The following is a 25,905-nucleotide window of genomic DNA, read 5'->3' as shown; positions in this document are numbered from 1 at the left end:
TTCCTCGACGCTGTTGTTAGATAGGGTGAGATTTGTCGGGTTTTCATTGACATCGGTAACATTGACGGTGAGTTGTTTTTCATAGGACAAACCGCCTTGGTCTGTGGTTTTAACCCGAATACTGTAACTATTTTTGCTTTCGTAGTCGAAAATAGCGTTAGTTTTGAGTTGATTTCCGTCGATGGTAAAGAGACTATTATCAGTGGAACCTGTCCCAGTAACTAAGCTATAGCTGAAGGTATTACCCGTATCGGGGTCAGTAGTGGTGAAGCTACCGATGAGGGTATTGATGAGTGAGTTTTCCTCGACGCTGTTGTTAGATAGGGTGAGATTTGTCGGGTTTTCGTTGACATCAGTGAAGTCACTCACATCAATAATCTGCAATCCGCCTGCACCAGGAGAGTTTGAACCGGCGGCATAAGCATAATTACCAACTACTTGCACATCGCGGACTATATACGCATATGACAAAGGAGAGTAAAAGTTTTGATAATTACCTTTGATGGTGGGATTAGTAGGGTTGCTGATGTCGATGATTTGTAGTCCATAACCCCCCCAACCCCCCGACTGGGCAGCTAGATATGCGTAGTTACCGATTACTTGCACATTAGCAGCCTGGCCAGAACTATAATAATTGCCTTTTAATATGGGGTTGGTGGGATTGCTGATATCGATGATTTGCAATCCTGAATCCCAATCAGCTACATAAGCATAGTTACCGACTATTTGCACACCAAAAGCATAAGAAGTATCATAACTGCCTTTTAAGATGGGATTAGTGGGATTGCTGATGTCGATAATTTTCAGTCCCGACTCTCCATCAGCTACATAAGCGTAATTTCCTACTACCTGTAAACCAAAAGCAGGGTCATAATCATCATCATAACTGCCTTTTAATGTGGGGTTCGTGGGATTGCTGATGTCGATGATTTGCAGTGATGAAGCCCCATTATTAACCAGATATGCGTAATTTCCAACTACTTGCACACCAAGAACCGCACCAAAATTAGCATAATTGCCGATGAAAGTGGGATTACTAGGGTTACTGATGTCGATGATTTGTAGTCCTGAACTCCCATCAGCTACATAAGCGTAATTCCCGACTACTTCGACACCATAAGCAGCGTCAGTATCATAATTGCCTTTCAGAATGGGGTTAGTGGGGTTGCTAATGTCGATAATTTGTAGTCCTGAAGTCCAATCAGCCAAATATGCGTAATTCCCCACTACTTTCAAATCCCAAACCCATCCAGGAGTATCATATTTGCTGATGAAAGTGGGGATAGGGGGGTTGATATCGTCATTAACTGTTCCCGTCACTGTGGTGGTCGTCCCCACTGTATAACCAGTCCCCGAAGCGAGGGTTAAAGTTACAGTTTCATCCGGGTCAGCTATATTATCTACTGTCGGGTCAATTGTGACGGTAGCAGTAGTAGCATTAGCGGCGAAAGTCACTGTCCCAGTTGTCGCATTAAAACTCGCTGCACCGGTTTGGGTATAGTCTGTATTAAAGGTAGCTGTACCCCCAACTGTATAGTTAACTGTCAAAGCATTAGTTGTTACACCGTCGCGGTAGAAGAAGTAAGCTAAGTTGGTTGTCCCATCTTCGGTGACAAGACTAGGAGAAACCTGAAGAGTAACACGGGTATCATCATTGAGAATCGTTCCCGTCACTGGAGTAGTTGTCCCAACTGTATAGTCAGTCCCAGAAGTGAGGGTTAAGCTGACGGTTTCGTCATCTTCAACAGTTGTATCAGCCGTGGGGTCAATTGTTACAGTTGCAGTATCTGAACCAGCAGCGAAAGTCACTGTTCCTGTTTCATTTGAGTAATTTGGGAAACTGGCTGCACCAGTTTGACTGTAATCTGTGTTAAAGATGGCTGTTTTCCACGAGTCTGTATCATCGACTGTTTTAAAATTGACCGTCAAAGGATTGGTTGTGTCTCCTGTGCGGGTGAAAGTGTAAACTAAATTAGTTATTCCATCTTCAGTAACACTGGTGGTGGAAACTGCTAAGGTGACACTTGGTAAAGGCGATGGGTTATTGAAGTCACTGACATCAATAATCTTCAATCCGCCTTCACCATCAGCTACATAAGCGTAGTTGCCTACTATTTGCACACCCTCAGCATAGCCAGTAATATAATTATCCACAAGGGTAGGAGCGGCTGGATTGCTGATGTCGATAATTTGCAGTCCTGACCCATCAGCTACATAAGCATAGTTGCCTACTATTTGCACATCCTTAGCATAGCTAGCATCATAATTACCCACAAGAGTGGGAGCGGCTGGGTTGCTAATATCGATGATTTGCAGTCCTGAATCATAATCAGCTACATAAGCATAGTCACCGACTATTTCCACATCAAAAGCAATGCCAGAAGTATCATAATTACCTTTTAAAATTGGAACAAAGCCGAACATAAAGTCGTAGTTGCTGATGTCGAGGATTTGCAGTCCTGAATCACCAGCAGCTACATAAGCGTAGTTGCCGACTACTTGTACATCAAGAAACCCACTATGATTATAATCATAATAGTCGCCGCTGAAAGTGGGATTACTAGGGTTACTGATGTCGATGATTTGTAGTCGTCCTGAACTCCCAGCTACATAAGCATAGTTACCGACTATTTGTACATCAAAAGCATAACCAGAAGTATCATAATTACCCTTGAGAGTGGGGGTTGTCGGGTTGCTAATGTCGATAATTTGCAGTCCGTAATAATCATTAGCTACATAAGCGTAGTTACCGACTATTTGTACATTCCAAGCCCAGCCAGGAGTATCATAATTACCCTTGAGAGTGGGGTTAGTAGGGTTGCTAATATCGATGATTTGTAGTCGTCCTGAACTACCATCTACAACATAAGCGTAATTCCCGACTACTTCGACACCATCAGCATAATCAGAAGTATCATAATTACCCACAAGAGTGGGAGTATCTGGGTTGCTGATGTTGATGATTTGCAGTCCTGAAGCCCAATCAGCCACATAAGCGTAGTTGCCGACTATTTCCACACCATAAGCCGAGCCAGAAGTATCATAATTACCTACAAGAGTAGGAGCGGCTGGGTTGCTGATGTCGATGATTTGTAGTCCTGAATTCCCATCAGATACATAAGCATAGTTACCGACTACTTGCACACCAGTAGCAGCGTCAGGAGTATTATAATTACCCTTGAGAGTGGGGTTAGTAGGGTTGCTAATATCGATGATTTGCAGTCCTGAAGTCCAATCAGCTACATAAGCATAGTTGCCGACTATTTGCACACCCCAAGCCCTGCCAGGAGTATCATAATTACCCACAAGAGTGGGTGCGGCTGGGTTGCTGATGTTCATGATTTGCAGTCCTCTACTATCATCAGCCATATAAGCGTAGTTACCGACTACTTGTACATCCTTAGCAAAAACGCCATAATAACGGCTCTTGAGAGTAGGTGTTGTCGGATTGCTAATGTCCATGATGTACAGTCCTAGCCCATCAGCTACATAAGCGTAATTCCCCACTACTTCCACAGCAAAAGTCTGGATAAAAGGGATATCAGTATCGGCCTGATAATTGCTTTTCAGAATAGGGTTAGTGGGGTTGCTGATGTCGATGATGTTCAGTCCTGACCAAAACTCAGCTACATAAGCGTAGTTCCCGACTATTTTCACATCCCGAGCATAGCCAGAATTATTATTAGCATAATTGCCGACGAAAGTTGGAACAGAGTTACTAATATCAATAATTTCTAATGTATCCCCTCCAACATAGGCGTAGTTACCTACTACTGTCACCGCATTGGCAAAGCTTAAACGATCCCACCTTCCAACTAAAGAAAGAGCAAATACTCCCTCATAAGTAGCTAAAGTCCCCCCATCAAACGCCAACGAAATATTCAAATCTTGCTCACTTTCAGCGCGAGAAACTATTACCTCTAATTCCCAATCTCCTCCCCATTTACTACTTCCCGTAGGTGTCGCTGAAGCCATCACCGTCGCACCCGTCAACTGATGCAACTTCTCAATCAATTCTTCTCCTGCATCTCCCGCCGCTACCTGACAACCGTACAGTAGAATATGATGAACATTTGCCCAATTCTGTAACTGTTGGCGGTAATCGTAAATATTTGTTAAATTGAGTTGACAATTCCCTAAATATAAGCATCCCGGCGCACCATGGGAAACGAGGTGAATGGTGGTAATCTGGGGATTTTGTTGTAAAAAAGCGGTGATTTGTTCGATTCCGTCTTGATTGGCAGAGAGAATAACGGTGGCGACTTCTGGAATTACTCCAGCTTGGAGGGTTTGATAATCGGTGACACCAGCATCGAGGAAAACTACGGACTGGTTGAGATTAGTTTGGCGAGACATAATGTAAGGGTTCCTGGTAAGTGGTGTAGGGTGGACATTGCCCACAAGCTGCTTCAATATTATTTATTCAGTCGAGTCAGCCTGTTTTCCGCAACCGCAGCCAGTCGAGGTTAGGCTTGAAGACTCTCAAACCATCAATTAATCGTTTCTACCATCTTGAGAGCGTTTTTTTCTACCGTCAATAGCATATAAAATATGCTTATTTTTTTTTTTTTTTCATCAGGTTTATTCATGAATCAGAGAAAATCAAATTAAATTCGGTGCGGTTAAACCTTGATTTCTCGCACTATTCACCTGATTAACTTGACTCAAGCCATCAGATTGAGCAAAATCAATCGCCATAAGTCCAGAAACCGGGTTTCTCAAAGAAACCCGGTTTCTAAATAGTTTCTCAAAGAAACCCGTTTTCTAGATATTGATTTTTGCCAAAGACTGCTTAAATTCTGCGAGAGAATTAGCGGTAGCTGCTAATTTTAGTAGCTCTTCATAGTAGGGTTAGTCATTTTGCCGATTATCTCTTCAATTTCTGAAGAAATTTGTCCAAACCGCACAGTTAAAACTGTTTTTAAGTACCTAGGCAAAATTAATTACACATATCTAACCCCGCTCTTGCCTCTTGCCTCTTGCCTATCTTCACTAGGAAATTAATTTTGCACGACTACTTATGTCATCACGGCTTTTTTGTAAAGCCCCAATTTCCTTGCCAATTTCCTTACCAATTTCCTTACCGATTTCCCTACCGCGTTCTATTCCTCGTAACTCCCCAATTTCCTTACCAATTTTCCTTCCTCGTAACTCCATATTACTCATTAAAGGCATAGTTCTTTCCTCCTCAAATTGTTTAATTTTACTCTCTAAACTTGACTGCAATTCAGGGGATAAAGTCATCATATTGTCGATGATTTCAAACAGTTTACTAAGTAAGGTAGGTATTACCCACACTACTTATTTATGATGATACTAAAAGACTTCCTACACTCCTCAAAAGAATTTACTATAAGTGCGGCTTTTAACATCTCTTCTAAAACCGAAATAACTGAAGCATCATTGAGACATTGTCCAATATCTTCAGGGATATCGCCTAGTCGGTTTTCCAAAACTTTTTTCACAAAATCACGAGCATTTTCTAACGCTCCAATTTCCTTACCAATTTCCTTACCAATTTCCTTACCAATTTCCTTACCGATTTCTTTACCGCGTTCTATTCCTCGTAACTCCATATTACTCATTAAAGGCATGGTTCTTTCCTCCTCAAATTGTTTAATTTTACTCTCTAAACTTGACTGCAATTTAGGGGATAAAGTCATCATATTGTCGATGATTTCAAACAGTTTAATTATCTGTTCCCTCTCGAACCCCCTGTCATACAATCCCCTGATTAACCTCCACTTCCACTGTTCCCGTTCTGGCAGCTTCCCAGTAGTCGCTTTTGTTTTCAGGTGTGCCATGACTATTATAGCAAAGGGATTGCTACTTGCTTCTAGTTAGTCACTGATAACTGATAACTGGTAACTGATAACTGATAACTGATAACTGATAACTGATTAATTGGTGAACTTCGGGAAAGAAGAAATGTAAAAATGCTTCAAAATACTCGCTTAATGCTTCTTTCCAGGGTTCATCATAATTGGCGGTTGTTTGGTTCATTGGAGAAGAAAATTACTGAGACTATTGTTCTAAAAGTTGATGCAACTCATCAAAAGAATTAACGGTTAATGCCGATTTCAGTAACTCATCTAAAATCGATAATACAGCAATTTTATCCACAGCTTGCTCAATGTCTATTGGAATGTCACCCAATCGCGTTTTCAGCACCGTTTTAATATAGTTACGAGCCTTTTCTAACGCGCCAATTTCCTTGCCAATTTCCTTACCAATTTCCTTACCGATTTCCTTACCAATTTCCTTACCGCGTTCTATTCCTCGTAACTCCCCAATTTCCTCACCAATTTTCCTTCCTCGTAACTCCATATTACTCATTAAAGGCATGGTTCTTTCCTCCTCAAATTGTTTAATTTTACTCTCTAAACTTGACTGCAATTTAGGGGATAAAGTCATCATATTGTCGATGATTTCAAACAGTTTAATTATCTGTTCCCTCTCGAACCCCCTGTCATACAATCCCCTGATTAACCTCCACTTCCACTGTTCCCGTTCTGGCAGCTTCCCAGTAGTCGCTTTTGTTTTCAGGTGTGCCATGACTATTATAGCAAAGGGATTGCTACTTGTTTCTAGTTAGTCACTGATAACTGATAACTGGTAACTGATAACTGAATAGAGTTTGTCAGCAAAACGTTTTTTTGTCTTTGCTGAAGCGGTAATCCGTTTGAGTTCTTTTTCTAGGGATTCGGGAATTTGTGTCCAATCAATTAGTTGGTGAACTTCGGGGAAAAAGAAGTATAAAAACGCTTCAAAATACTCGCTTAATGCTTCTTTCCAGGGTTCATCATAATTGGCGGTTGTTTGTTTCATTATGACAATTTTAGTGGGTTGTTGTCAGAAGGCGATCGCTAACGGAAGAGCTAATCTGTTAAAGTATTTAACCAATTGATTAAATCTTCAACCGTAGAGAAGTCGAATAAAGCTTCTCCTAATACTTCGACATCATCAATACTTAACTCCATGATTTTAGTTTCCAATGAAGGATTAATCTCCCCTAACTTGCGTTTAATTTGACGAAGAATCAATGTCTTTTCCCGTTCAATACCTTGTTCGATACCTTGTTCGATACCTTGACGCATCCAACTGGTGGTAATTTGCATAACTCCCTCCTGTACGGGTTGACTAAATGTGCTAATCTCTTCTTGAAATTGTCTCTCTTCCACCGGATTTAGATTGAGATATGTATCAATAAATCCAGAAATTAATTGCATTTTCGCTGGATTTAACCTTAAAGTAATTAACAAGCGCAGACATTCGGCTTTTACCTTGGCTCGCTCTTTCTCGGCAATGTTCATCTTCGCCATCAAAGCTGAAGCAACCGGATTCGGTTGATTGAGAAAATCTCGCCAATTTAATCGATTTAACTGCACTACTTGATAATTAAATTCTAATACCTTAAAATCGGGAAAATCGACTACATATTTACTAATCGCTTCTCTTTTTGGCTTTGAATAAGAAAAAATTACAATCGGATAAATCGGTAAGACAAATTTCTCATGAAAGCGAGCAAAATAAGTAAACATTCGCCGATTAAACCACTTGCGGGAACTTTCCTGCGCCTCGACATGAATCAGAAAAAAAGATTCTTTTCCTCGAAACTTAACTTGTACGACTAAATCGCTTTCATACCTTTCTCCTTCCGTGACATCAGTAAATACTTCTTTGTCTAAAAAAGTAATCGAGTCTCTATCTAAATAATCCATCAATTGAGGAAAAAATAACTCGATAAATTCGACAAAAAAGGTGGAGATTAACTCCTTAAATAAGCGGTCATGGTCAATATTATTAGTCATGTAATGTCATCTTAACTAATCTGAGCGATGAATGACTACTCGTCCCTATTGTATTCTGAAAAGTCGGTTTTGGCAACGGATTGTTATGATTTCACCCCCTTAACCTACGAGGAGAGGGGGATGCTTTCCGCAAAAAAACCCACAGAAAACGGGTTTATCGAAGAAACCCGTTTTCTCATTGTTGGGAAGATGCGATCGCTAACGTCAAAACTAGGCAGTTATTTGCTTAATTTTAGAGGTTTGCTGGCAAATTAGCATTTTTTGTGACAGATTGTAACTATAGCAATTTTTTTAAATTAATTAGAGTTCTGCTGAAAAAGTTTGTTGGTGGAGTCAGGAATCAGACTCCTCACCTAACGGAAGGTTTTTGATTTTTGCAAGAGGTCTAATATGAGACAATTAAAAAAATTTTATTCGGGTAGATTTTTTAACTACAAAGACTTTTGATCCTGAGATAATATTAAGTCGAGGTCTATTGAGCATTCCCACAGGAGCATTTTTGGCGATTAATCCTGTTCCTCTAGCCATTTTTGCCAGAGATCTGGACGACGTTCCTTAGTACGATCGAGTTGTTGTTGATAGCGCCAATCAGCGATATCCTGATGATTACCCGATCGCAAAACCGGCGGCACTTGCCAACCGCGAAAGACTGGCGGCCGGGTATATTGGGGATAATCCAATAAACCTGCCTCAAAACTCTCCAATTTCAACGATTCCGCCTTACCTACCGTCCCGGGTAACAACCGCGTCACCCCGTTAATAATCGCTAAAGCCGGGATTTCTCCACAAGTTAGGACAAAATCCCCTAAAGATACCTCTCTAGTCACCAAATGCTGACAAACCCGCTCATCTACCCCTTCATAATGGCCACAGATGAGAATTAACTGCTGATAACTACTGGCCCAAGTTTTCAGTAAAGCTTGATTGAGAGGTTCCCCCTGGGGAGTCATCAGCACGATCTCCCGGGGTGGTAAAGTTTCTAAAGACTCGATCGCCTCAAAAATTGGCTCTGGTTTTAATAACATTCCCACACCACCACCGTAGGGTTCATCATCGACGCGACGGTGTTTATCGTGGGCAAAATCCCGGAGATTGACCAAATTTACCCTAGCGATGTCGCGTTCGAGAGCTTTTGCCAACAACCCCGACTGCAGCGGTGAAGTAAAAAAATCGGGAAAGAGAGTAATAATGTCAAACTGCACGGGAAAAATTAAGGCCTAGACTGGGATAGTGTTTAATGTATCATTGTGTCACGGATCGATCAGTTAAAATCTTGCTAATTTTGCGCCAGTCTATCTCAATAACATGATAGACTATGCTGTACTGTCTAGGGGTTTTTCTGGCTCTAGCTTGAGTGATCGAAGTCTAGCCTAGACTAAAAGTTAACTAACAGTCCGTCATTGCCAGTGGATCGAAGAAAATTGCTAAAATCGCCTCTACTATTGCTTGATGTCCCGAAAAATATTCCTAAACCGCATTTTTTTCCATCAACCGTTCAGGGAAAATAACATCAAGATACCTGTACATCTTCCCGAAAAACCTTCCATCCCTAAAAATGTCTATTCGTTCAGTGACATGATCATCGAGCTAGAAACCCAACACCACCAAAATCCTACCCCCGTATCTCTCAAAACGGCGATTTTAGTCATTGGAGGTGCCGAGGATAAAGTCCACGGTAAAGAGATACTGCATACCTTTTGGAATCGCGCTGGGGGTAGCGAAGCAGTGATCGCTATTGTTCCCTCCGCTTCCAGAGAACCGGTTTTAATCGGCGATCGCTATCAGAAGATTTTCGAGGAAATGGGGGCAAAATACGTCAAAGTTATCGATATTCGCGATCGCGTGCAGGGAGAAGACCCCCAATTCCAGGCCTACATCGAAGAGTGTACAGGTGTATTTATGACCGGAGGCGACCAGCTGCGTTTATGCGGTTTGCTCTCCGATACTCCCCTGATGGAAAGAATCAGACAAAGAGTGCAACAGGGAGAACTAACCCTGGCCGGAACTAGCGCCGGGGCCGCCGTTATGGGTCATCACATGATTGCTGGGGGCAGCAGCGGGGAAGCACCTAATCGGGCCCTAGTGGATATGGCCATGGGATTAGGTCTCATTCCTGAAGTCATTGTCGATCAACACTTCCATAATCGCAACCGCATGGCCCGGTTAATGAGCGCTATCTCTGGTTATCCCGAACGTTTAGGAATTGGCATCGATGAGGATACCTGCGCTATGTTTGAACGGGATGGCACGATGACAGTAATCGGCTGCGGTACAGTGACGGTAATTGATGCTAGGGAAATGTCCCACACCAACCACCATCACGTCACCGCAAACGAACCCCTGAGTCTGCATAATCTGCGGGTACATATTCTTGCCTACGGTGATGGCTATCATCTCAAAAAACAGCAAGTGATCGCTAAATTGGGATAAAAAAACTCCTGAAAAACTGTTCATCGTGAACAGTTTACCCATCTCGGAAACCCAGACAATAAACAACGGCTTCTTTGTGCTTCTCAACAGCGAACATCAGCTATATCATGAAAATTCTCAGAACCCAAACCCTGCGCGGTCCCAACTACTGGAGTATTCGTCGCGACAAGCTCATTGTTATGCGTCTGGATCTCGAAGATCTCGCAGAGAAGCCATCGAATGAAATCCCCGGCTTTTACGAGGGATTAATTGACGTTCTCCCCAGTTTAGTCGAACATTACTGCTCCCCCGGTTATCGCGGCGGTTTCTTTGAACGAGTCCGCACCGGGACCTATATGGGCCATATCATCGAACATATCGCCCTAGAATTGCAGGAATTGGCAGGAACTCCCGTCGGGTTTGGTCGCACGAGAGGCACTTCCACCCCCGGAGTCTATAACGTGGTGTTTGAGTACGTTGACGAGCAAGCGGGACGTTATGCGGGTCGGGCTGCCGTGCGTTTGTGTCAATCGATTGTCGATACGGGAACCTATTCTAAGGAAGAATTGTCCCAAGATTTAGCCGATTTACGCGATTTATACAATAATGCCGCCCTCGGTCCGAGTACCGAAACCATCGTCAAAGAAGCACAAGCTAGAAATATTCCCTGGTTACTTCTGAGCGCTCGTGCCATGGTGCAATTGGGCTATGGCGTTCACCAAAAGCGCATTCAAGCCACTTTAAGCAGTTTTTCGGGGATTTTAGCCGTTGAGTTGGCCTGTGACAAGGAAGGCACAAAAACTATCCTCAAGGATGGTGGGATTCCAGTCCCCCGGGGTACGGTGATTCAATACTTGGATGAGTTGTCAGCGGCAATCGAGGAAGTGGGAGGATTTCCCATCGTGATTAAACCTCTCGATGGCAACCACGGCCGGGGCATCAGCATCGATGTTAAAAATCAACAGGAAGCAGAGGAAGCCTATGATCTAGCCAGTGCCGCCTCGAAAACCCGCAGCGTGATCGTGGAAAGGTACTATAAAGGCAGTGATCACCGAATTTTAGTCATAAATGGTAAAGTCGCCGCCGTGGCCGAACGGATTCCCGCTCACGTCGTCGGTGATGGGCGCTCAACTATAGAAGAATTAATCGATATTACTAATCAAGATCCCAACCGGGGTGACGGTCACGCCAACGTTTTAACTAAAATAACTATTGACAAAACCGCCCTTAATGTGCTAGAGAAACAGGGCTATGAATTGACCAGCATTTTAGCCCACGGAGAGATCGCCTATCTGCGGGCCACGGCTAATTTAAGCACCGGCGGCATCGCCGTGGATCGTACCGATGAAATTCACCCCGAAAACGTCTGGATCGCCCAAAGAGTGGCAAAATTAATCGGTTTGGACATTGCCGGGATCGATGTGGTGACAGAGGATATCCGCAAACCCCTGAAAGAAGTGGACGGGGTAATCGTAGAAGTCAACGCCGCCCCCGGTTTTCGGATGCACGTCGCCCCCAGTCGCGGTTTACCCCGCAATATCGCCGCCCCAGTTATCGATATGTTATTCCCCCCCGGGACTCCCAGTCGCGTGCCGATTCTGGCAATTACGGGAACTAACGGCAAAACCACCACTAGCCGCTTAATTTCTCATATTTGCCGACAAACGGGGAAAGTAGTCGGATTTACCACGACGGACGGCGTATATATCGATGATTATCTGGTAGAAAAGGGCGATAACACCGGTCCCTACAGCGCCAGTATGATTTTGAAGGATCCTACAGTAGAGATTGCTGTGTTAGAAACAGCCCGAGGTGGTATCCTGCGATCGGGTTTAGCCTTTAATCAGTGCGATGTGGGGGTGGTGTTAAATGTGGCCGCCGACCATTTGGGTATCGGTGATATCGACACCATCGAACAAATGGCAAAAGTAAAAAGCGTTGTGGCCGAGGTGGTTAGCGCCGAGGGTTACGCGGTTTTAAATGCCGATGACCCCTTGACCGTTAGTATGGCCGAAAAAGTCAAGGGAAGAGTCGCTTATTTTTCCATGAGTCCCGATAACCCGATTATTCACGACCATATCCGTCGCGGTGGCATGGCCGCCATTTATGAGAATGGCTATCTGTCGATTCTAGAGGGAGAATGGACGCTGAGAATCGAGGAAGCGGTTAATATTCCCGTGACTATGCAGGGAATGGCTCCTTTTATGATTGCTAACGCCTTGGCCGCCTGTTTAGCCACTTTTGTGCAGGGTATCGATATCGAGTTAATTCGCCAAGGGGTGCGGACCTTTAAACCTTCCGTGGCCCAGACTCCCGGTAGGATGAACCTGTTTGACTTGGGACACCATCACGCTTTAATCGATTATGCCCATAATCCGGCTGGATACGAAGCCGTCGGCGGTTTTGTCGGCAATTGGTCCGGGGAAAAAGTCGGCGTGGTTGGCGGACCTGGCGATCGACGCGATGATGATTTAATTTTATTGGGGAAATTATCGGCCCAAATGTTCGATCGAATTATTGTTAAGGAAGATAACGATACTCGCGGTCGCCGCCGGGGGGAAGTGGCCGATTTAATTCTCCGGGGAATTAGCCAAGAAAATGCCAGTTTGCGTCCGGAAGTTATTCTCGATGAAACGGAAGCTTTAGAGAAGGCTTTAAGTACGGTTTCTGAGGGTGGTTTAGTGGTAATTTTCCCCGAAAGTGTCACCCAGGCGATCGATTTGATCGAGAAACATCGACCCCTGACCGATAATCAGGGTTAGAAGTTAGGAAAAATAGCCAGAAAATAAAGTAGTGCCAATTGTTACTGAGTACGATGGTTTAATCAAAATCAGCCGAAATCCCTATTATGAGACTCGGCTTGGTTCCGCTTATTTGGGTAATAGTCTGACACTGATGGGGGAGTTGCCGGATGAGAGTGTCGATTTGATTTGTACTTCCCCACCCTTTGCCTTAGTAAGAAAAAAAGAGTATGGCAATGTGGACGCTGATGATTACGTTGAATGGTTTAAAATATTTGCTGGTGAATTTTATCGTATTCTCAAGCCCAAAGGCTCCCTAGTTATAGATATTGGTGGTAGTTGGCTTCAAGGTTTTCCCGTGCGTTCTCTGTATCATTTAGTGTTAGTTATAGAACTTTGTAAACCGAGATTAGCAGGTGGACTAGGTTTTTTTTCGCCCAAGAACTTTTATTGATGCAATTAAACAAGATAGAACCAATATTATTAAAATTCTTGATCGTCGTGCAAGGCGCGTGTTCGCCAAGAAAGAGTTGGGCTTAACTGATGATACAATTGATGAGATAGAAAGTGAAAATAATTCACTGGTAGAGTTAAGTACCTAAGCAAAATTAATTACACATTTCGATAAAGCTTTTGCCTCTTGCCTATTGCCTATTGCCTGTTGCCTATCTTCACTAGGAAATTTATTTTGCACGACTACTTATCAGTTAACGATTTTTAAAAGCTTCGATCGCCGTCGGCAAAGTATAGTAAATTCTCTCCTCGCTAATTTTATCTAACAAGCGAGAACGTTGCAATTGTAAGTACAAATCGTGTTTAACCCTAGCGAGGGCGAAAACTATACCCTGTCTTGATAATTCCGCCGCTAATTCCTCAAGAATCTCCACGGCTGTACTATCCAATTCCCCAAGAACCTCCGTATTCAAGACAAACCATTCTACTGGTTTTGTCTCCCGGGCAATGGCACTGAGAGCGCGACGTTTAAAGTCGGCCGCATTAGCAAAAAATAAGGGGGCATCGTAACGATAGATAACTAACCCCGGTATTGTTTGCGCTTCCGGCCAGTCCTGGAGCGCGTGTAAACCCATCACCCCCGGAACCGTACCCAAGACCGCGTCATCGGGCCGAGTAATGCGGGCCAATAAATCGATAACCGAGAGACCGATGGCGATGGCAACCCCGCTTAAAATCCCCGTGGTTAGCACCCCCACCATGGTCAGGACAGCGAGATTAAACTCACTATTGCGAAAGCTTTTTAGTCGTTTAGCGCCGGCAATATCCACCAGTTTACAGGCCGCATAAATCACCAGCGCACCCAAAGCGGCCTTGGGAAAGAGTGCCAGTAGCGGACTGAGGAAGAAAATGACCGCCACCACCACCACTGCCAGCACCAGGGAGTAAAGCTGACTTTTACTACCCACGGAATCGCCCACTGCGGTGCGACTGGCGCTGCTGCTGATGGGAAATCCCTGACAAAAACCCGCCGCCAGATTCCCCAGTCCCAGGGCTAAAAATTCTTGATTGGCATCGATTTCTTGGTTATGGCGTGCGGCGAAGGCTCTGGCGGTCAGGACGTTATCGGAATAGCCCACCAGGGCAATACCGACGGCTGCGGTTCCTAGGGGTAGTAATTGGGAAAAATCTAGGGTTGGTAAGCCAAAATTGGGCAAAGTATTGCTAATTTTCCCCACCACTGCCACCCCTTCTCGATCAAGATGGAGGGTAGCGACGGCGAGGGTTCCCAGTAAAACCGCCAGCAAGGGACCCGGTGCTTTGGGAAAATATTTTTGGATGATAAATAGAAATAGTAGCAGCAGTAAAGCTAGGCTAAGAGTTGGCCAGTGCCATTGGTTTATTCCCCAGAAAAAAGCGAAAATTTCTTTAAAAACCGTATTTTCACGGATTGACAAACCACTAATTTTACCCAGTTGTCCCGCAATCATGATCACCGCCACTCCCGCCATATAACCGATCAGGATTGGTTTGGAGAGTAAATTAGCTAGAAATCCCAAGCGGGCGATATAAGCGACAAAACAGATTAAACCGACCATTAGGGCTAAAAAAGCCGCTAAACTGCCGTAATTTTCCCCTTGAAGGCTCACCAAAGGTGCGATCGCTGCCGCCGTCATCACTGCTGTGGTCGATTCTGGTCCGAGGGACAGTTGCGATGAGGAGCCGAAAAGGGCATAAACTAGGGCAGCCGGCACGAGAGTCCACAATCCCACCACCGGCTCGACCCCGGCCAGGTCGCCGTAGGCCATACACTGGGGAATAGCGTAGGCCGCCACGGTGACACCGGCGAGTATATCTCGGCCCAGCCACTGCCATTGATAGGATCGCAGGTTTTTTCGACCCGGTAAATCAGGAAAATCGACTCGTCGGGAGTTTTTACTCATATTTTCTCTGTCAACGGCGACTTAACCTAATTTTAACGGAAGAATTGGCTAGGAAAAGCCTTGAGGCTGAGATATTTTCTGTCAGCAGGATATTTATACCATGTTAGTCGCAATTTTAGTTAAACTGGCTAAATATACTCGGAAATATCCTCTTGACAATCATCGGCTAAGTATGATAAGGCGCGGAAGCGTAACCCGACTAATTGCTCGTAGAGAGGATTTAACTTGCACAGGGGCGGAATATGCACTAATTTATGACCAAACAGCACGATATCGCGTTCAAAAGGACATTGAGGCGGCACCATTTTGCAGATAAACCGGGCCAAGCGCGGATCGTGCATTTCTACCCCATCTAACCAGTCTTTGAGGGGATGCAGCAGATCTGGGTGGGGATGTTCAGCACTTATAAACTCAGATTTATTCGCTTCCGTGGTAATTTCGGGAATTTCACAGATAGTATGTTCTAAAGCTGACAGGGCCTCGATTTCTAACCCGAAAGCATCCCGATAACTACGCAGTAATTGCGCTTCTGCGGGGGAATAAATGCCATCGGCGATCGCTACCATGACCGCCGTGCGGAGGAAGTTTTCTGATATTTTGGGGTCATGACCGAAACTGGCGGCCAATTCTTCGGGACTAATCGACTGATAGAGAACGTGGTCGTCATCTAATTCTAATTCATGAGCGAAACGGGCGATCGATTCCTGTTCGCTGGTGCTATAATCCCCGTCAGACCAGGCAATTGTCAGTAATCCCCGTAACCAGTCCCTAACTTGTTCGTTAGTGTAGCGGTATTGAACAGAGCTAACCATAGGTATGTATTGCTAAAACTGATTTCTAGTTTCTCAATTTAATTCTACCCATCGCCCCCAGATTCTAGTGGCTCCTGTTCATATCATTTAACTATAGCCAATAACCCCATGGTCAGCTAGGAAGTTTTCGTTTTTTAGACGGCATAATCGGGCAATTTTCGCCCCTAGGAGCAGGGGTAAGGGGTTGGTGATGCTTGTCCCTTCCCCAACCGCGTCAGTCCTGCTGAAAAGGCGGATTACTGGGATTAACGGCCGATCCCGAGGTAACGGAAACCGGCTGCTGTCACCACCGCAGGATCGAGGAAATTGCGACCATCAATTAACACGGGTTCGCGCATGGTTTTAACCATTTTGCCGTAATCAAGACGGAGGAATTCTTGCCATTCCGTCACCACCACCAAAGCGTCACAACCATCGGCTAATCTTTCTGGATCCGATTCGATAATCACACCGCTTAAACCGTGACTTAAACCACTTTGGGAAACGATCGGATCATAAGCTTTTACCTTAGCACCCAAACGATTTAACTGTTCGATCATGGTTAAAGCCGGAGCATCGCGCATATCATCGGTATCGGGTTTAAAAGTTAATCCCAACAAACCGACGGTTTTACCCTTGAGGATTTTTAATTCCTGTTGCAGTTTTTCGATCGCAATTGTCCGTTGACGTTTGTTAACATTGATAGCGGCGTTGAGTAATTCCGTTTCGTAACCGTAGTCTTCCGCGGTATGCACCAAAGCTGACACATCTTTAGGGAAACAGGAACCCCCCCAACCGATCCCGGCCGAGAGAAACTTGCTGCCGATACGGGAATCTAAACCGATACCTTTAGCCACTTGGGTGACATCGGCCCCGACGCGATCGCAGATGTTAGCTACTTCGTTAATAAAGCTAATTTTGGTGGCTAGGAAGGCATTAGCGGCGTATTTAATCATTTCTGCTGAACTGAGATCCGTAACCACTACGGGAACGGGAGGCAAGGATGGATCTTCTGAGAATTGACGTTCAACCAAAGGCGCGTACAATTCCTTCATCATTTCGATGGCTTTCGGGTTATTACTGCCTAAAACAATGCGATCGGGGTTAAAAGTATCATAAACTGCCGAACCTTCCCGTAAAAATTCGGGATTGCTGACCACATCGAATTCCGCTTTAATGCGTTCTAGTGTACTAATACCGCCACCAGCGGCCACGAGATTTTTTTGTCTCTCGGCCACTCCATCGAGGACGATCATCCGTACCCAATCCCCGGAACCGATGGGAACGGTAGATTTATTGACGATTACTTTATAACCACCGTTGAGATGGGCCCCAATACCCCGGGCCACCGCTTCCACATAACGAGTGTCACTTTCTCCAGTGGGTAGTGCTGGTGTACCAACAGCGATAAAGAGGATTTCGCCGTGTTTAACTCCCGCTTCTAGGTCCGTGGAAAATTCCAGATTGCCGGAGGCTGCCGAAGACTGCATTAATTCCGATAACCCCGGTTCATAGATGGGAGACTGTCCCGATTTCATCAATTTGACTTTTTCTTCATTGTTGTCAATACAGATGACATGATGGCCGATATGTGCTAGACAAACCCCAGTGACTAAACCCACATAACCCGTTCCGATAACACAAACACGCATGATAATCACTCCAGTGACAATTAAGTTAAATTTATTGATTAGGGATTAGCTTAGACGAGAACGGAAATCCTCGATCGTCATTTTTAAACCCTGGTGTAGAGGAATAGTTGGACTCCAATCCAGATAGTTTTTAGCACGAGTGATATCTGGTTGTCGCTGCTTGGGATCATCTTCCGGTAGTGGTTTATAGACCAATTCGGCCTCGGGATTAATCATGCCTTGGATGACTTGTGCTAATTCCAGAATTGTGTATTCGTCGGGATTGCCGAGATTAACCGGTCCGATAAAGTCCCCATTCATCAAACGCATTAACCCTTCCACCAGGTCAGAAACATAGCAAAAACTGCGGGTTTGGGAACCTTGACCATAAACCGTCAGGGGTTCACCGCGCAAAGCTTGCACGACGAAATTACTCACCACTCGACCATCGTTTTCCAGCATTCGCGGGCCGTAGGTGTTGAAAATCCGGGCCACCCGGATATCGACCTTATGCTCCCGATAATACTCAAAAGCCAGGGTTTCTGCCACCCGTTTACCTTCGTCATAACAGGAACGCGGTCCGATGCAGTTGACATTACCTCGATATTCTTCCGTTTGCGGATGCACATCGGGATCGCCATAGACTTCTGAGGTAGAAGCGAGCAAAAACCGCGCTTTTACCCTTTTAGCTAGGCCCAGCATATACATAGTCCCTAAAACATTGGTTTTAATCGTTTTTACGGGATTATATTGATAGTGAATTGGGGAAGCAGGACAGGCCAGGTGATAGATCTGATCGACTTCTAGACGGATCGGCTCGGTGATATCGTGACGAATTAGCTCAAAATAAGGATTTCCTAGCCATTTAACGATATTTCTGCGCGTCCCTGTGTAGAAGTTATCCAGACAGATCACTTCATGACCCTGTTCCATCAAGCGATCGATTAGATGGGAACCAATAAAACCCGCACCACCCGTAACTAGGATTCTCATGTAATCGCAAAGCACACATATAAAATTATTCTTAAAATACCCTTACGCTGGTTTTTTGGCAAATATTTTTTTTGACGGGGTGTTGAGTATCAGTGATCAGTGATCAGCGATCGCCGATTCAAGGTTAATGGCTGAATAATGGCTCGGTAATCCTTAAAATGGAAATAACACGCAAATTTGAGACTAGATTATGAACAGTGGCGAGCAAAATAAGCTATTTATCCTGATTGATGGGCATTCTTTGGCTTTTCGTGCCTATTATGCCTTTGCTAAGTCTCGTTCGGGACCTCTGCGTACTTCTAGCGGTATTCCCACCAGTGTTTGTTTTGGGTTTTTAAACTCTCTGATGCAGTTACTAGAAACTCAAAAACCCACTTATTTAGCGGTCGCTTTTGATTTAGCAGTCCCTTCTTTTCGCCATGAAGCTGATGTCAATTATAAAGCTAATCGGCAAGAAACTCCCGAAGAATTTCGCCCCGATTTAAGTAATCTGCAAAGTCTCTTGGCAGCGATGAATATTCCTATTGTGACTTCTCCGGGTTACGAAGCAGATGATGTTTTAGGAACTTTGGCAAAACAAGCTGGCGATCATGGTTATACAGTCAAGATTTTAACAGGCGATCGAGATTTATTCCAATTGGTAGATGAGGAGAAAAAAACCACGGTTCTCTATCTGGATATTAATGCAGTCAAAAGTACATCGGGACAGGGTTATACAGAATTTAATTCCCAAGCTGTCACGGAAAAGTTAGGGGTGACACCAAAACAGGTAGTAGATTTTAAGGCTCTTTGCGGTGACAAGTCTGATAATATCCCCGGTGTGCGCGGAATTGGCGAAAAAACGGCAATAGATTTATTAAAAAAATACGATAACTTAGAGGATATATATACCAATCTGGAATCGATCAAGGGAATGGTAAAAACTAAATTATTAGAGGGTAAAACCGCCGCCGAAAGTTCTCGCTATTTAGCTAAAATTGCCCTTGATGCCCCCGTTAGCCTCGAAGAGGAGAAATTTCGTCTCCGAGGTTTCGATCGGCGTTTAGTTAAACCTTTATTGGAAAGATTGGAGTTAAAGAAAATTCTCCAGAAACTCGATCAAATTCAACGGCATCTAGGTGGCACTCCTACCCTAGAATTAACTAGCGATGCTGATTCTAATCAATTGTCTCTGTTTGATTTACCCCCTATTTCTCCACCGGTTCTAATTGCTCCCGACATTATTGATACTATTCCTAAGTTAGATGCTTTACTGGCAAAATTAACAACTTTTACTAATCCACATTTTCCCGTCGCTTGGGACACCGAAACCACGGATTTAAATCCTCGTGTAGCGAAATTAGTCGGCATCGGTTGCTGTTGGGGAAAAGAATTAAATACTATGGCCTATATTCCTATCGGACACCAGAACGGTGATAATTTAAATCTAGAGATAGTCCTCGAAAAATTACGCCCAATTTTAGCTGGTAATAATTATCCGAAAGTCTTCCAGAATGCGAAATTTGATATTGATGTTTTTTATCATCAAGGAATTACCGTTAAAGGTCTAGTTTTTGATACTATGGTGGCTAGTTATGTCCTCCATACCGAACTAACTCATAATCTCGAAGATTTATGCGATCGCTATTTGGACGGTATCACTTCCATTAGTTATAAAAGTCTCGGTATTCCTGCGGGAAAAACCATCGCTGATTTAGATATTGCCACCACTGCTAACTACTGCGGATTAGATGCCTACGCTACCTATTTACTTCAAGAAAAATTACAGGCAGAATTAACTAAAATTCCCTCTTTATATCAATTATTCTCAGAGGTAGAATCTCCCCTCGTCATGGTGCTGTGGCAGATGGAAAATTATGGTATAAAAATTAATATCAATTATCTAAAAAACTTGTCCCAGCAACTAGAAAGAGATTTGGCAGACATAGAAAAAAAAGCTTATGAATCTATCGGAGAAACTTTTAATCTTGGCTCTCCTAAACAGTTAAGTGAAATACTATTTGAGCGATTGGCACTCAATCGCAAAAAATCCAGAAAAACTAAAACAGGTTACTCTACTGATCAAAGTGTTTTAGAGAAACTACAAGGAGATCATCCCTTAATTGATTATATCCTTGAACATCGCACCTTATCCAAATTAAAATCCACCTATGTGGATGCTTTACCGAAATTAGCCGAACCAAAAACCGCACGAGTGCATACGGATTTTAATCAAACTATCACCAGCACTGGACGTTTATCATCCTCTAATCCTAACCTGCAAAATATCCCCGTTCGCAGTGAATTTTCCCGGCGAATTCGTCAAGCTTTTATCCCCGAAGATGGTTACTTATTAGTGTCAGCAGACTACTCACAAATCGAGTTAAGAATTCTGGCTCATCTCAGTCAAGAACCAGTTTTATTAGAAGCGTATCGTAGTAATCAAGATGTTCATAAAGTCACCGCTCAATTGCTCTTTGATAAAGGGGAAATTACCCCCGAAGAACGCAGTTTAGGAAAGACAATTAACTTCGGGGTTATTTATGGCATGGGAGCGCAAAAATTCGCCCGTGAATCGAAATTAACCGTAGAACAGGGCAGAAAATTTATTGAAAAATATCATCAACGTTATGCCCAAGTATTTGAGTATTTAGAGAATAGCAAAAAACAAGCGATCACTCAGGGATATGTAGAAACAATTTTGGGGAGAAGACGTTATTTTAACTTTGATAATCCCCTCTTGAAAAGACTGCGGGGACTGTCCTTACATGACATCGATTTAGATAGCCTCAAACTCAACAACGAGGAGGCACAATTATTAAGATCGGCCGCTAATGCGCCCATTCAGGGTTCCAGTGCTGATATTATTAAAGTAGCGATGGTAAAATTGGCCGAGGTACTGCAAAATTATCGAGCCAGATTACTGCTGCAAGTCCATGATGAATTAGTCTTGGAAGTACCGAGGGAAGAATGGCCATCCCTAGAGTCAAAAATCAAGACGACTATGGAAGAAGCTGTCTCCTTGACAGTCCCTCTCTTGGTAGAAATAAAAGCCGGTGACAATTGGATGGAAACCAAATAAAACTATGATCGAAAACAGACAATTTTTAACCCCAGAAGAATCCGCAGATGTGGACGCTGCCCTCTTGACTTCTCCCGAAAAATTCCTGACTCGTTTAACGATTTCTTCCCTACGCTTACTAAAAATAATCGCCGAAGATACGGGAGTAACCCTAGAAGAACTAACCCATAAACAGGTAATCCAATGGCTAGAAAAAGATAGTAAACTGCGTCGGGAACAGGGGATCGAAGCGGCAGTGCTGAAATGGTAAATAAACTCTTAAAAAATCAGCTACCCCTGACAATTTATGCTAGTTTTTAGCTATAGAGTTACTGGAGTTACAACAATGACAATTACCTTAAAAGTTCCTAGTATTGCCTGTGAAGGTTGCGCTAATACCATTACTAAAGCGATTAACAATCAGCAACCAGCATCCCAAATATCGGTGGATGTAGCCAATAAAATCGTCACGGTAGAAACCACCGCATCCCCCGCAGAAATTGCCCAATGGATCAGCGAAGTCGGCCATACTGTTGAGTCTAGCAGTGAGGGTTGACATCCTTCTCCCTTAAAAATAGACCTCTGTTCTGAGAGTAGGATAAAAATTTTTATACCAAGCATTAAAAGTAATCCACGCTTTGACAAATTGAGTGAAGTAATCTATTGATGCGAGACTTTTCCGTGTACAAGCTCCTAGGCATGACTTGAAATCATTGTATTCTTGGCTACTAACTTAAGTTAAAGGTAGATGGGGACTTAATTTTCCATTGGATCGAATTTTTTAAGATTCTTTCGATAAAAGCGAGCAAACAGCGATCGCATTTGGCGCAGCTTTACCGTGGCAATTGTCCGTGACTCAATATCTGTAATAATCTAATAAAGCCCTTGTAAACCTTCTTTAAGCTCTGGGTTTTCGTCTTGATCGAGATGCACAAAATCGCCCTTAGATGAGAATTAGTTTACAAAAATTTACATTTGGAGATAAGGAGCAATGAGTCAAGTTTCCGGTACAGATGTTCCCGATTTGGGGCGTCGTCAATTTATGAACCTGTTGACCTTTGGTACAATTACCGGAGTAGCAGCGGGGGCTTTGTATCCGATTGTTAAGTATTTTATTCCCCCCTCGGCCGGTGGTACGGGTGGCGGTGTCACCGCAAAAGATGCCCTAGGCAATGATGTGATTGTCAGTCAATTTCTGGGAAGCCATAACGCCGGCGATCGCACCTTAGCCCAAGGTTTAAAAGGCGACCCCACCTATTTAGTCGTCCAAGAGGACAAAACCCTGGCCAACTATGGAATTAACGCCGTCTGCACCCATTTAGGTTGTGTGGTGCCTTGGAATGCCAGCGAAGAAAAATTCATGTGTCCTTGCCACGGTTCCCAGTACAATGCCGAAGGAAAAGTAGTTCGCGGTCCAGCGCCTCTATCCTTAGCCCTTGCCCATGCCAACGTCACCGATAATGATAAAGTCGTCTTCTCCACTTGGACGGAAACCGACTTCCGCACCGGTGAAGAACCCTGGTGGTCCTAGATTATTCAATGTGACGAGATTTGGAATTATTCAACCGATAGAGATGAGAACATTCAACTTTTTAAGCTTCCCGCAAGTCCACAGACAGGCCCTAGTGAAAGCTGTCCTCGTGGCGATCGCTACCGTTTCCCTACTCCTAACCAGCGATGTCATTAACCCCCAATCTGCCCAAGCATATCCTTTTTGGGCGCAACAAACCGCCCCGGAAACCCCCAGAGAAGCGACCGGTCGGATTGTCTGCGCGAACTGCCATTTAGCCCAAAAACCCGCCGAAATTGAAATCCCTCACTCGGTATTACCCGATAGCGTCTTTGAAGCAGTAGTAAAAATCCCCTACGATCCCGCCAGTCAACAGGTGTTAGGAGACGGATCCAAGGGAGGTTTAAACGTCGGTGCAGTCTTAATGCTACCAGATGGTTTTAAAATCGCGCCCCCCGATCGCATTCCCGAAGAAATGCAGGAAAAACTCGGTGGAGTCTATTTCCAATCCTACAAAGAAGGTCAAGATAACGTGGTTATCGTCGGCCCCTTACCCGGAGATCAATACAAAGAAATCGTTTTCCCCGTCCTGGCCCCCGATCCTAGCCAAAATAAGAGTATTCACTTCGGTAAATATGCTGTGCATTTAGGGGCCAATCGCGGTCGCGGTCAAGTGTACCCCACCGGTGAACCTAGCAATAATAACGCCTTCAAAGCCTCTGCTGCCGGTACAATTAGCCAGATCAGCAAAACCGAAGCCGGCGGTTATGAAGTGACCATCACTTCCCAAGCTGGCCCCGTGGTGGAAAATATCCCCGCAGGTCCTGAGTTAATCGTCTCGGAAGGTCAAGCGATCGAAGTGGGACAATTTTTAACCAGTAACCCCAATGTCGGCGGTTTTGGTCAAAAAGAGACGGAAGTTGTCCTACAAAATCCCGGCCGGATCAAAGGATTAGTCTTATTCCTCGGTGGTATTATGCTCTGCCAAATCCTCTTAGTTATTAAGAAAAAACAAGTGGAAACAGTACAAGCGGCCGAAATGAATTTCTAATCGCAATATTTCGGTTATTTTTGCTAGAAAGCGGGTTATTTGCCCGCTTTTTAGCTTTGGGTCAGGAAAACGCTCGCTGTCGTCTGATACAATCGGTTCAGCTTAACCGATAAGTGTCAATTTTTTATGAATCAGTCGCTTGTTCCAGTCATTCTCGCCGGGGGTAAAGGGGAACGTTTTTGGCCCCTCAGTCGTTTAGCGCGTCCGAAACAGTTTCTCTGTCTTGATGGTAGTGGTCGCAGTCTTTTACAAGCAACGGCCGATCGTCTATTATCTTTAGCAGCAGGTTGGGAAAATCTCTGGGTAATTACCGCTAGTGCGATCGCTGATGGAGTCCGCGAACAACTGCCCGATTTACCGGAGAGTAACCTATTAGTGGAACCGGTGGGCAAGGATACGGCCCCGGCTGTGACTTGGGCCACTTTAGAAGTGATCAAACGTTATGGTAAGGAAGTGGCGATCGGTTTTTTTCCTGCCGATCATTATATTGGTGATCAAGAGGCTTATATTAACACTTTAAAAGCGGCCGTAGAAGTGGCCGTCAGCCAAAAAGCGATCGTTACTTTAGGGATTAAACCCGATTATCCTTCCACCGGTTACGGTTATATCGAACAGGGAGAAAATCAGGGCGAATTTAATGGTTTACCCGTCTATAAAGTGAATCGTTTTACGGAAAAACCTGATCGCAGCACGGCCGAAAAATTCCTAGAAACGGGACTTTTTAGCTGGAATAGCGGAATGTTTATCTTTCAGGGACAAGTGGTTTTAGAGGAGCTAAAAACCCACGCTAATAATATTTTACAGCCTCTGATCGATCGGGGCATCGCTGCCTATGAGGATTTAGAGAAAAAAAGTATTGATTATGCTCTGATGGAAAAAACCCAACTCGCTTACGTTTTACCCGCTAATTTCGGTTGGGATGATCTGGGAGATTGGAATTCTCTGGAAAGATTACTAGAAGCAAAGGGCAAAAATATTGAACTGGCCAATCATGTCGGTTTGGACACGGAAGGAGCTATTATCTATGCTAGTGATGAGGAGGAAGTGATCGTTACTATTGGTTTAAAAGATCTGGTAATTGTTCGCGACGGGAAAGCGACTCTCGTTGTCCACAAAGATCGTACCCAAGATATTAAACAGGTTCTCAAGCAATTACAAACCGATCCCAAATTAGAGAAATTGTTATAGGATCGATAAGTACCTAAGTAAAATTAATTACACATCTAAGCCATCAGCTTTTTCAGTAATCAGTGATCAGTAAACAGTAAACAGTAATCAGTGAAAAGACAGTAGGAAACTTCTATTTAATACTGCTCACTCAAAACTCAAATCTGATCACTGATAACTGATAACTGATAACTGATAACTGAAAGGGGTACATCTCATTTTTGTAAATCTACTAAGTTGGGATTTTTTAAGGGAAACTCTCTACTAAAATCGGGCGTTACTTTCGGTTTTATCGCTCAATCCAAGCTTTTGGGGGGTTCTACCCCCCAAACCCCCCGTCGGGGGACGAAGCGCCTCCCCCGAAC

General features: G+C 44.0%; 21 protein-coding genes and 1 pseudogene. 10 read left to right on the top strand and 12 right to left on the bottom strand.

All coding sequences use genetic code 11. The annotated features are described in order from the left end of the window. From IQ234_RS11185 to IQ234_RS11155, 7 genes and pseudogenes are all read right to left on the bottom strand, one after another. On the bottom strand, positions 1-4,356 hold a 4,356-nt coding region (locus IQ234_RS11185), incomplete at its 3' end, for a DUF4347 domain-containing protein (protein ID WP_228008471.1). A gap of 636 nt (positions 4,357-4,992) precedes the next feature. Beyond that, positions 4,993-5,247, bottom strand: a complete 255-nt coding sequence (locus tag IQ234_RS21955) for a hypothetical protein (RefSeq protein ID WP_416209677.1) — start codon at positions 5,245-5,247, stop codon at positions 4,993-4,995. Positions 5,248-5,297: 50 nt separating this feature from the next. After that, positions 5,298-5,840, bottom strand: a pseudogene (locus IQ234_RS11175) (hypothetical protein); the annotation flags it as partial. Between the two features lie 4 nt (positions 5,841-5,844). Next, on the bottom strand, positions 5,845-6,003 hold the full coding sequence (locus tag IQ234_RS21795) for a hypothetical protein (RefSeq protein ID WP_193957130.1): 159 nt from the start codon (positions 6,001-6,003) through the stop codon (positions 5,845-5,847). Between the two features lie 21 nt (positions 6,004-6,024). Then, the gene (locus IQ234_RS11165; RefSeq protein ID WP_193957129.1) at positions 6,025-6,555 is read right to left on the bottom strand and encodes a hypothetical protein; all 531 of its coding nucleotides are present in this window, start codon (positions 6,553-6,555) and stop codon (positions 6,025-6,027) included. 36 nt (positions 6,556-6,591) lie between these two features. Further along, a complete protein-coding gene (locus tag IQ234_RS11160; protein ID WP_193957128.1) occupies positions 6,592-6,828 on the bottom strand; it encodes a hypothetical protein in 237 nt (78 codons plus the stop codon). A 50-nt stretch (positions 6,829-6,878) separates the two neighbouring features. Continuing rightward, the gene (locus tag IQ234_RS11155; RefSeq protein ID WP_193957127.1) at positions 6,879-7,811 is read right to left on the bottom strand and encodes a DUF4351 domain-containing protein; all 933 of its coding nucleotides are present in this window, start codon (positions 7,809-7,811) and stop codon (positions 6,879-6,881) included. Between the two features lie 27 nt (positions 7,812-7,838). On the opposite strand from IQ234_RS11155, the gene IQ234_RS11150 reads away from it, so the two are divergent. Further along, on the top strand, positions 7,839-8,066 hold the full coding sequence (locus IQ234_RS11150) for a hypothetical protein (protein ID WP_193957131.1): 228 nt from the start codon (positions 7,839-7,841) through the stop codon (positions 8,064-8,066). Between the two features lie 251 nt (positions 8,067-8,317). On the opposite strand, the gene trmD is transcribed toward IQ234_RS11150, so the two are convergent. Further along, positions 8,318-9,013 (bottom strand): tRNA (guanosine(37)-N1)-methyltransferase TrmD, encoded by a 696-nt coding sequence (gene trmD, locus IQ234_RS11145; RefSeq protein ID WP_193957126.1) that lies wholly within the window; start codon positions 9,011-9,013, stop codon positions 8,318-8,320. 373 nt (positions 9,014-9,386) lie between these two features. Between trmD and IQ234_RS11140 the strand changes: the two genes are divergently transcribed. From IQ234_RS11140 to IQ234_RS11130, 3 genes are all read left to right on the top strand, one after another. Next, positions 9,387-10,241 carry a cyanophycinase gene (locus tag IQ234_RS11140; RefSeq protein ID WP_110580585.1) on the top strand — a complete coding sequence of 285 codons (855 nt, stop codon included), beginning with the start codon at positions 9,387-9,389 and terminating at the stop codon, positions 10,239-10,241. A gap of 107 nt (positions 10,242-10,348) precedes the next feature. Next, a complete protein-coding gene (gene cphA, locus IQ234_RS11135; protein WP_193957125.1) occupies positions 10,349-12,982 on the top strand; it encodes a cyanophycin synthetase in 2,634 nt (877 codons plus the stop codon). A gap of 31 nt (positions 12,983-13,013) precedes the next feature. Beyond that, positions 13,014-13,415, top strand: a complete 402-nt coding sequence (locus IQ234_RS11130; protein ID WP_322743451.1) for a DNA methyltransferase — start codon at positions 13,014-13,016, stop codon at positions 13,413-13,415. Positions 13,416-13,668: 253 nt separating this feature from the next. Here IQ234_RS11130 and IQ234_RS11125 read toward each other — a convergent pair whose 3' ends face one another. From IQ234_RS11125 to IQ234_RS11110, 4 genes are all read right to left on the bottom strand, one after another. Then, the gene (locus tag IQ234_RS11125) at positions 13,669-15,357 is read right to left on the bottom strand and encodes a SulP family inorganic anion transporter (protein WP_193957124.1); all 1,689 of its coding nucleotides are present in this window, start codon (positions 15,355-15,357) and stop codon (positions 13,669-13,671) included. A 128-nt stretch (positions 15,358-15,485) separates the two neighbouring features. Beyond that, positions 15,486-16,169, bottom strand: a complete 684-nt coding sequence (locus IQ234_RS11120) for a Mo-dependent nitrogenase C-terminal domain-containing protein (protein WP_002754710.1) — start codon at positions 16,167-16,169, stop codon at positions 15,486-15,488. A 245-nt stretch (positions 16,170-16,414) separates the two neighbouring features. Beyond that, a complete protein-coding gene (locus IQ234_RS11115; RefSeq protein ID WP_193957123.1) occupies positions 16,415-17,800 on the bottom strand; it encodes a UDP-glucose dehydrogenase family protein in 1,386 nt (461 codons plus the stop codon). Between the two features lie 45 nt (positions 17,801-17,845). Further along, on the bottom strand, positions 17,846-18,772 hold the full coding sequence (locus tag IQ234_RS11110) for a UDP-glucuronic acid decarboxylase family protein (RefSeq protein WP_193957122.1): 927 nt from the start codon (positions 18,770-18,772) through the stop codon (positions 17,846-17,848). Positions 18,773-18,962: 190 nt separating this feature from the next. Here IQ234_RS11110 and polA point away from each other — a divergent pair, with 190 nt between their 5' ends. From polA to IQ234_RS11080, 6 genes are all read left to right on the top strand, one after another. Then, on the top strand, positions 18,963-21,833 hold the full coding sequence (gene polA, locus IQ234_RS11105) for a DNA polymerase I (RefSeq protein WP_193957121.1): 2,871 nt from the start codon (positions 18,963-18,965) through the stop codon (positions 21,831-21,833). Positions 21,834-21,837: 4 nt separating this feature from the next. Further along, entirely contained in the window at positions 21,838-22,083 is a 246-nt protein-coding gene (locus tag IQ234_RS11100; protein WP_002736270.1) for a hypothetical protein, read from the top strand. A 36-nt stretch (positions 22,084-22,119) separates the two neighbouring features. After that, a complete protein-coding gene (locus tag IQ234_RS11095; RefSeq protein ID WP_193957120.1) occupies positions 22,120-22,368 on the top strand; it encodes a heavy-metal-associated domain-containing protein in 249 nt (82 codons plus the stop codon). A gap of 435 nt (positions 22,369-22,803) precedes the next feature. Continuing rightward, positions 22,804-23,343 (top strand): cytochrome b6-f complex iron-sulfur subunit, encoded by a 540-nt coding sequence (gene petC / locus IQ234_RS11090; protein ID WP_002789527.1) that lies wholly within the window; start codon positions 22,804-22,806, stop codon positions 23,341-23,343. A 43-nt stretch (positions 23,344-23,386) separates the two neighbouring features. Beyond that, complete coding sequence (gene petA, locus IQ234_RS11085) at positions 23,387-24,373, top strand: cytochrome f (protein ID WP_193957119.1); 987 nt, start codon at positions 23,387-23,389, stop codon at positions 24,371-24,373. Between the two features lie 126 nt (positions 24,374-24,499). Continuing rightward, positions 24,500-25,561, top strand: coding sequence for a mannose-1-phosphate guanylyltransferase (locus tag IQ234_RS11080; RefSeq protein ID WP_193957118.1), 1,062 nt, complete (start codon positions 24,500-24,502; stop codon positions 25,559-25,561). The last annotated feature ends 344 nt before the right edge of the window (positions 25,562-25,905 follow it).

Origin of the sequence: Microcystis aeruginosa LEGE 91341 (assembly GCF_015206885.1) — a bacterium.
Taxonomy (GTDB): domain Bacteria; phylum Cyanobacteriota; class Cyanobacteriia; order Cyanobacteriales; family Microcystaceae; genus Microcystis; species Microcystis aeruginosa_H.
This window is presented reverse-complemented; position numbering and strand designations above follow the sequence as displayed.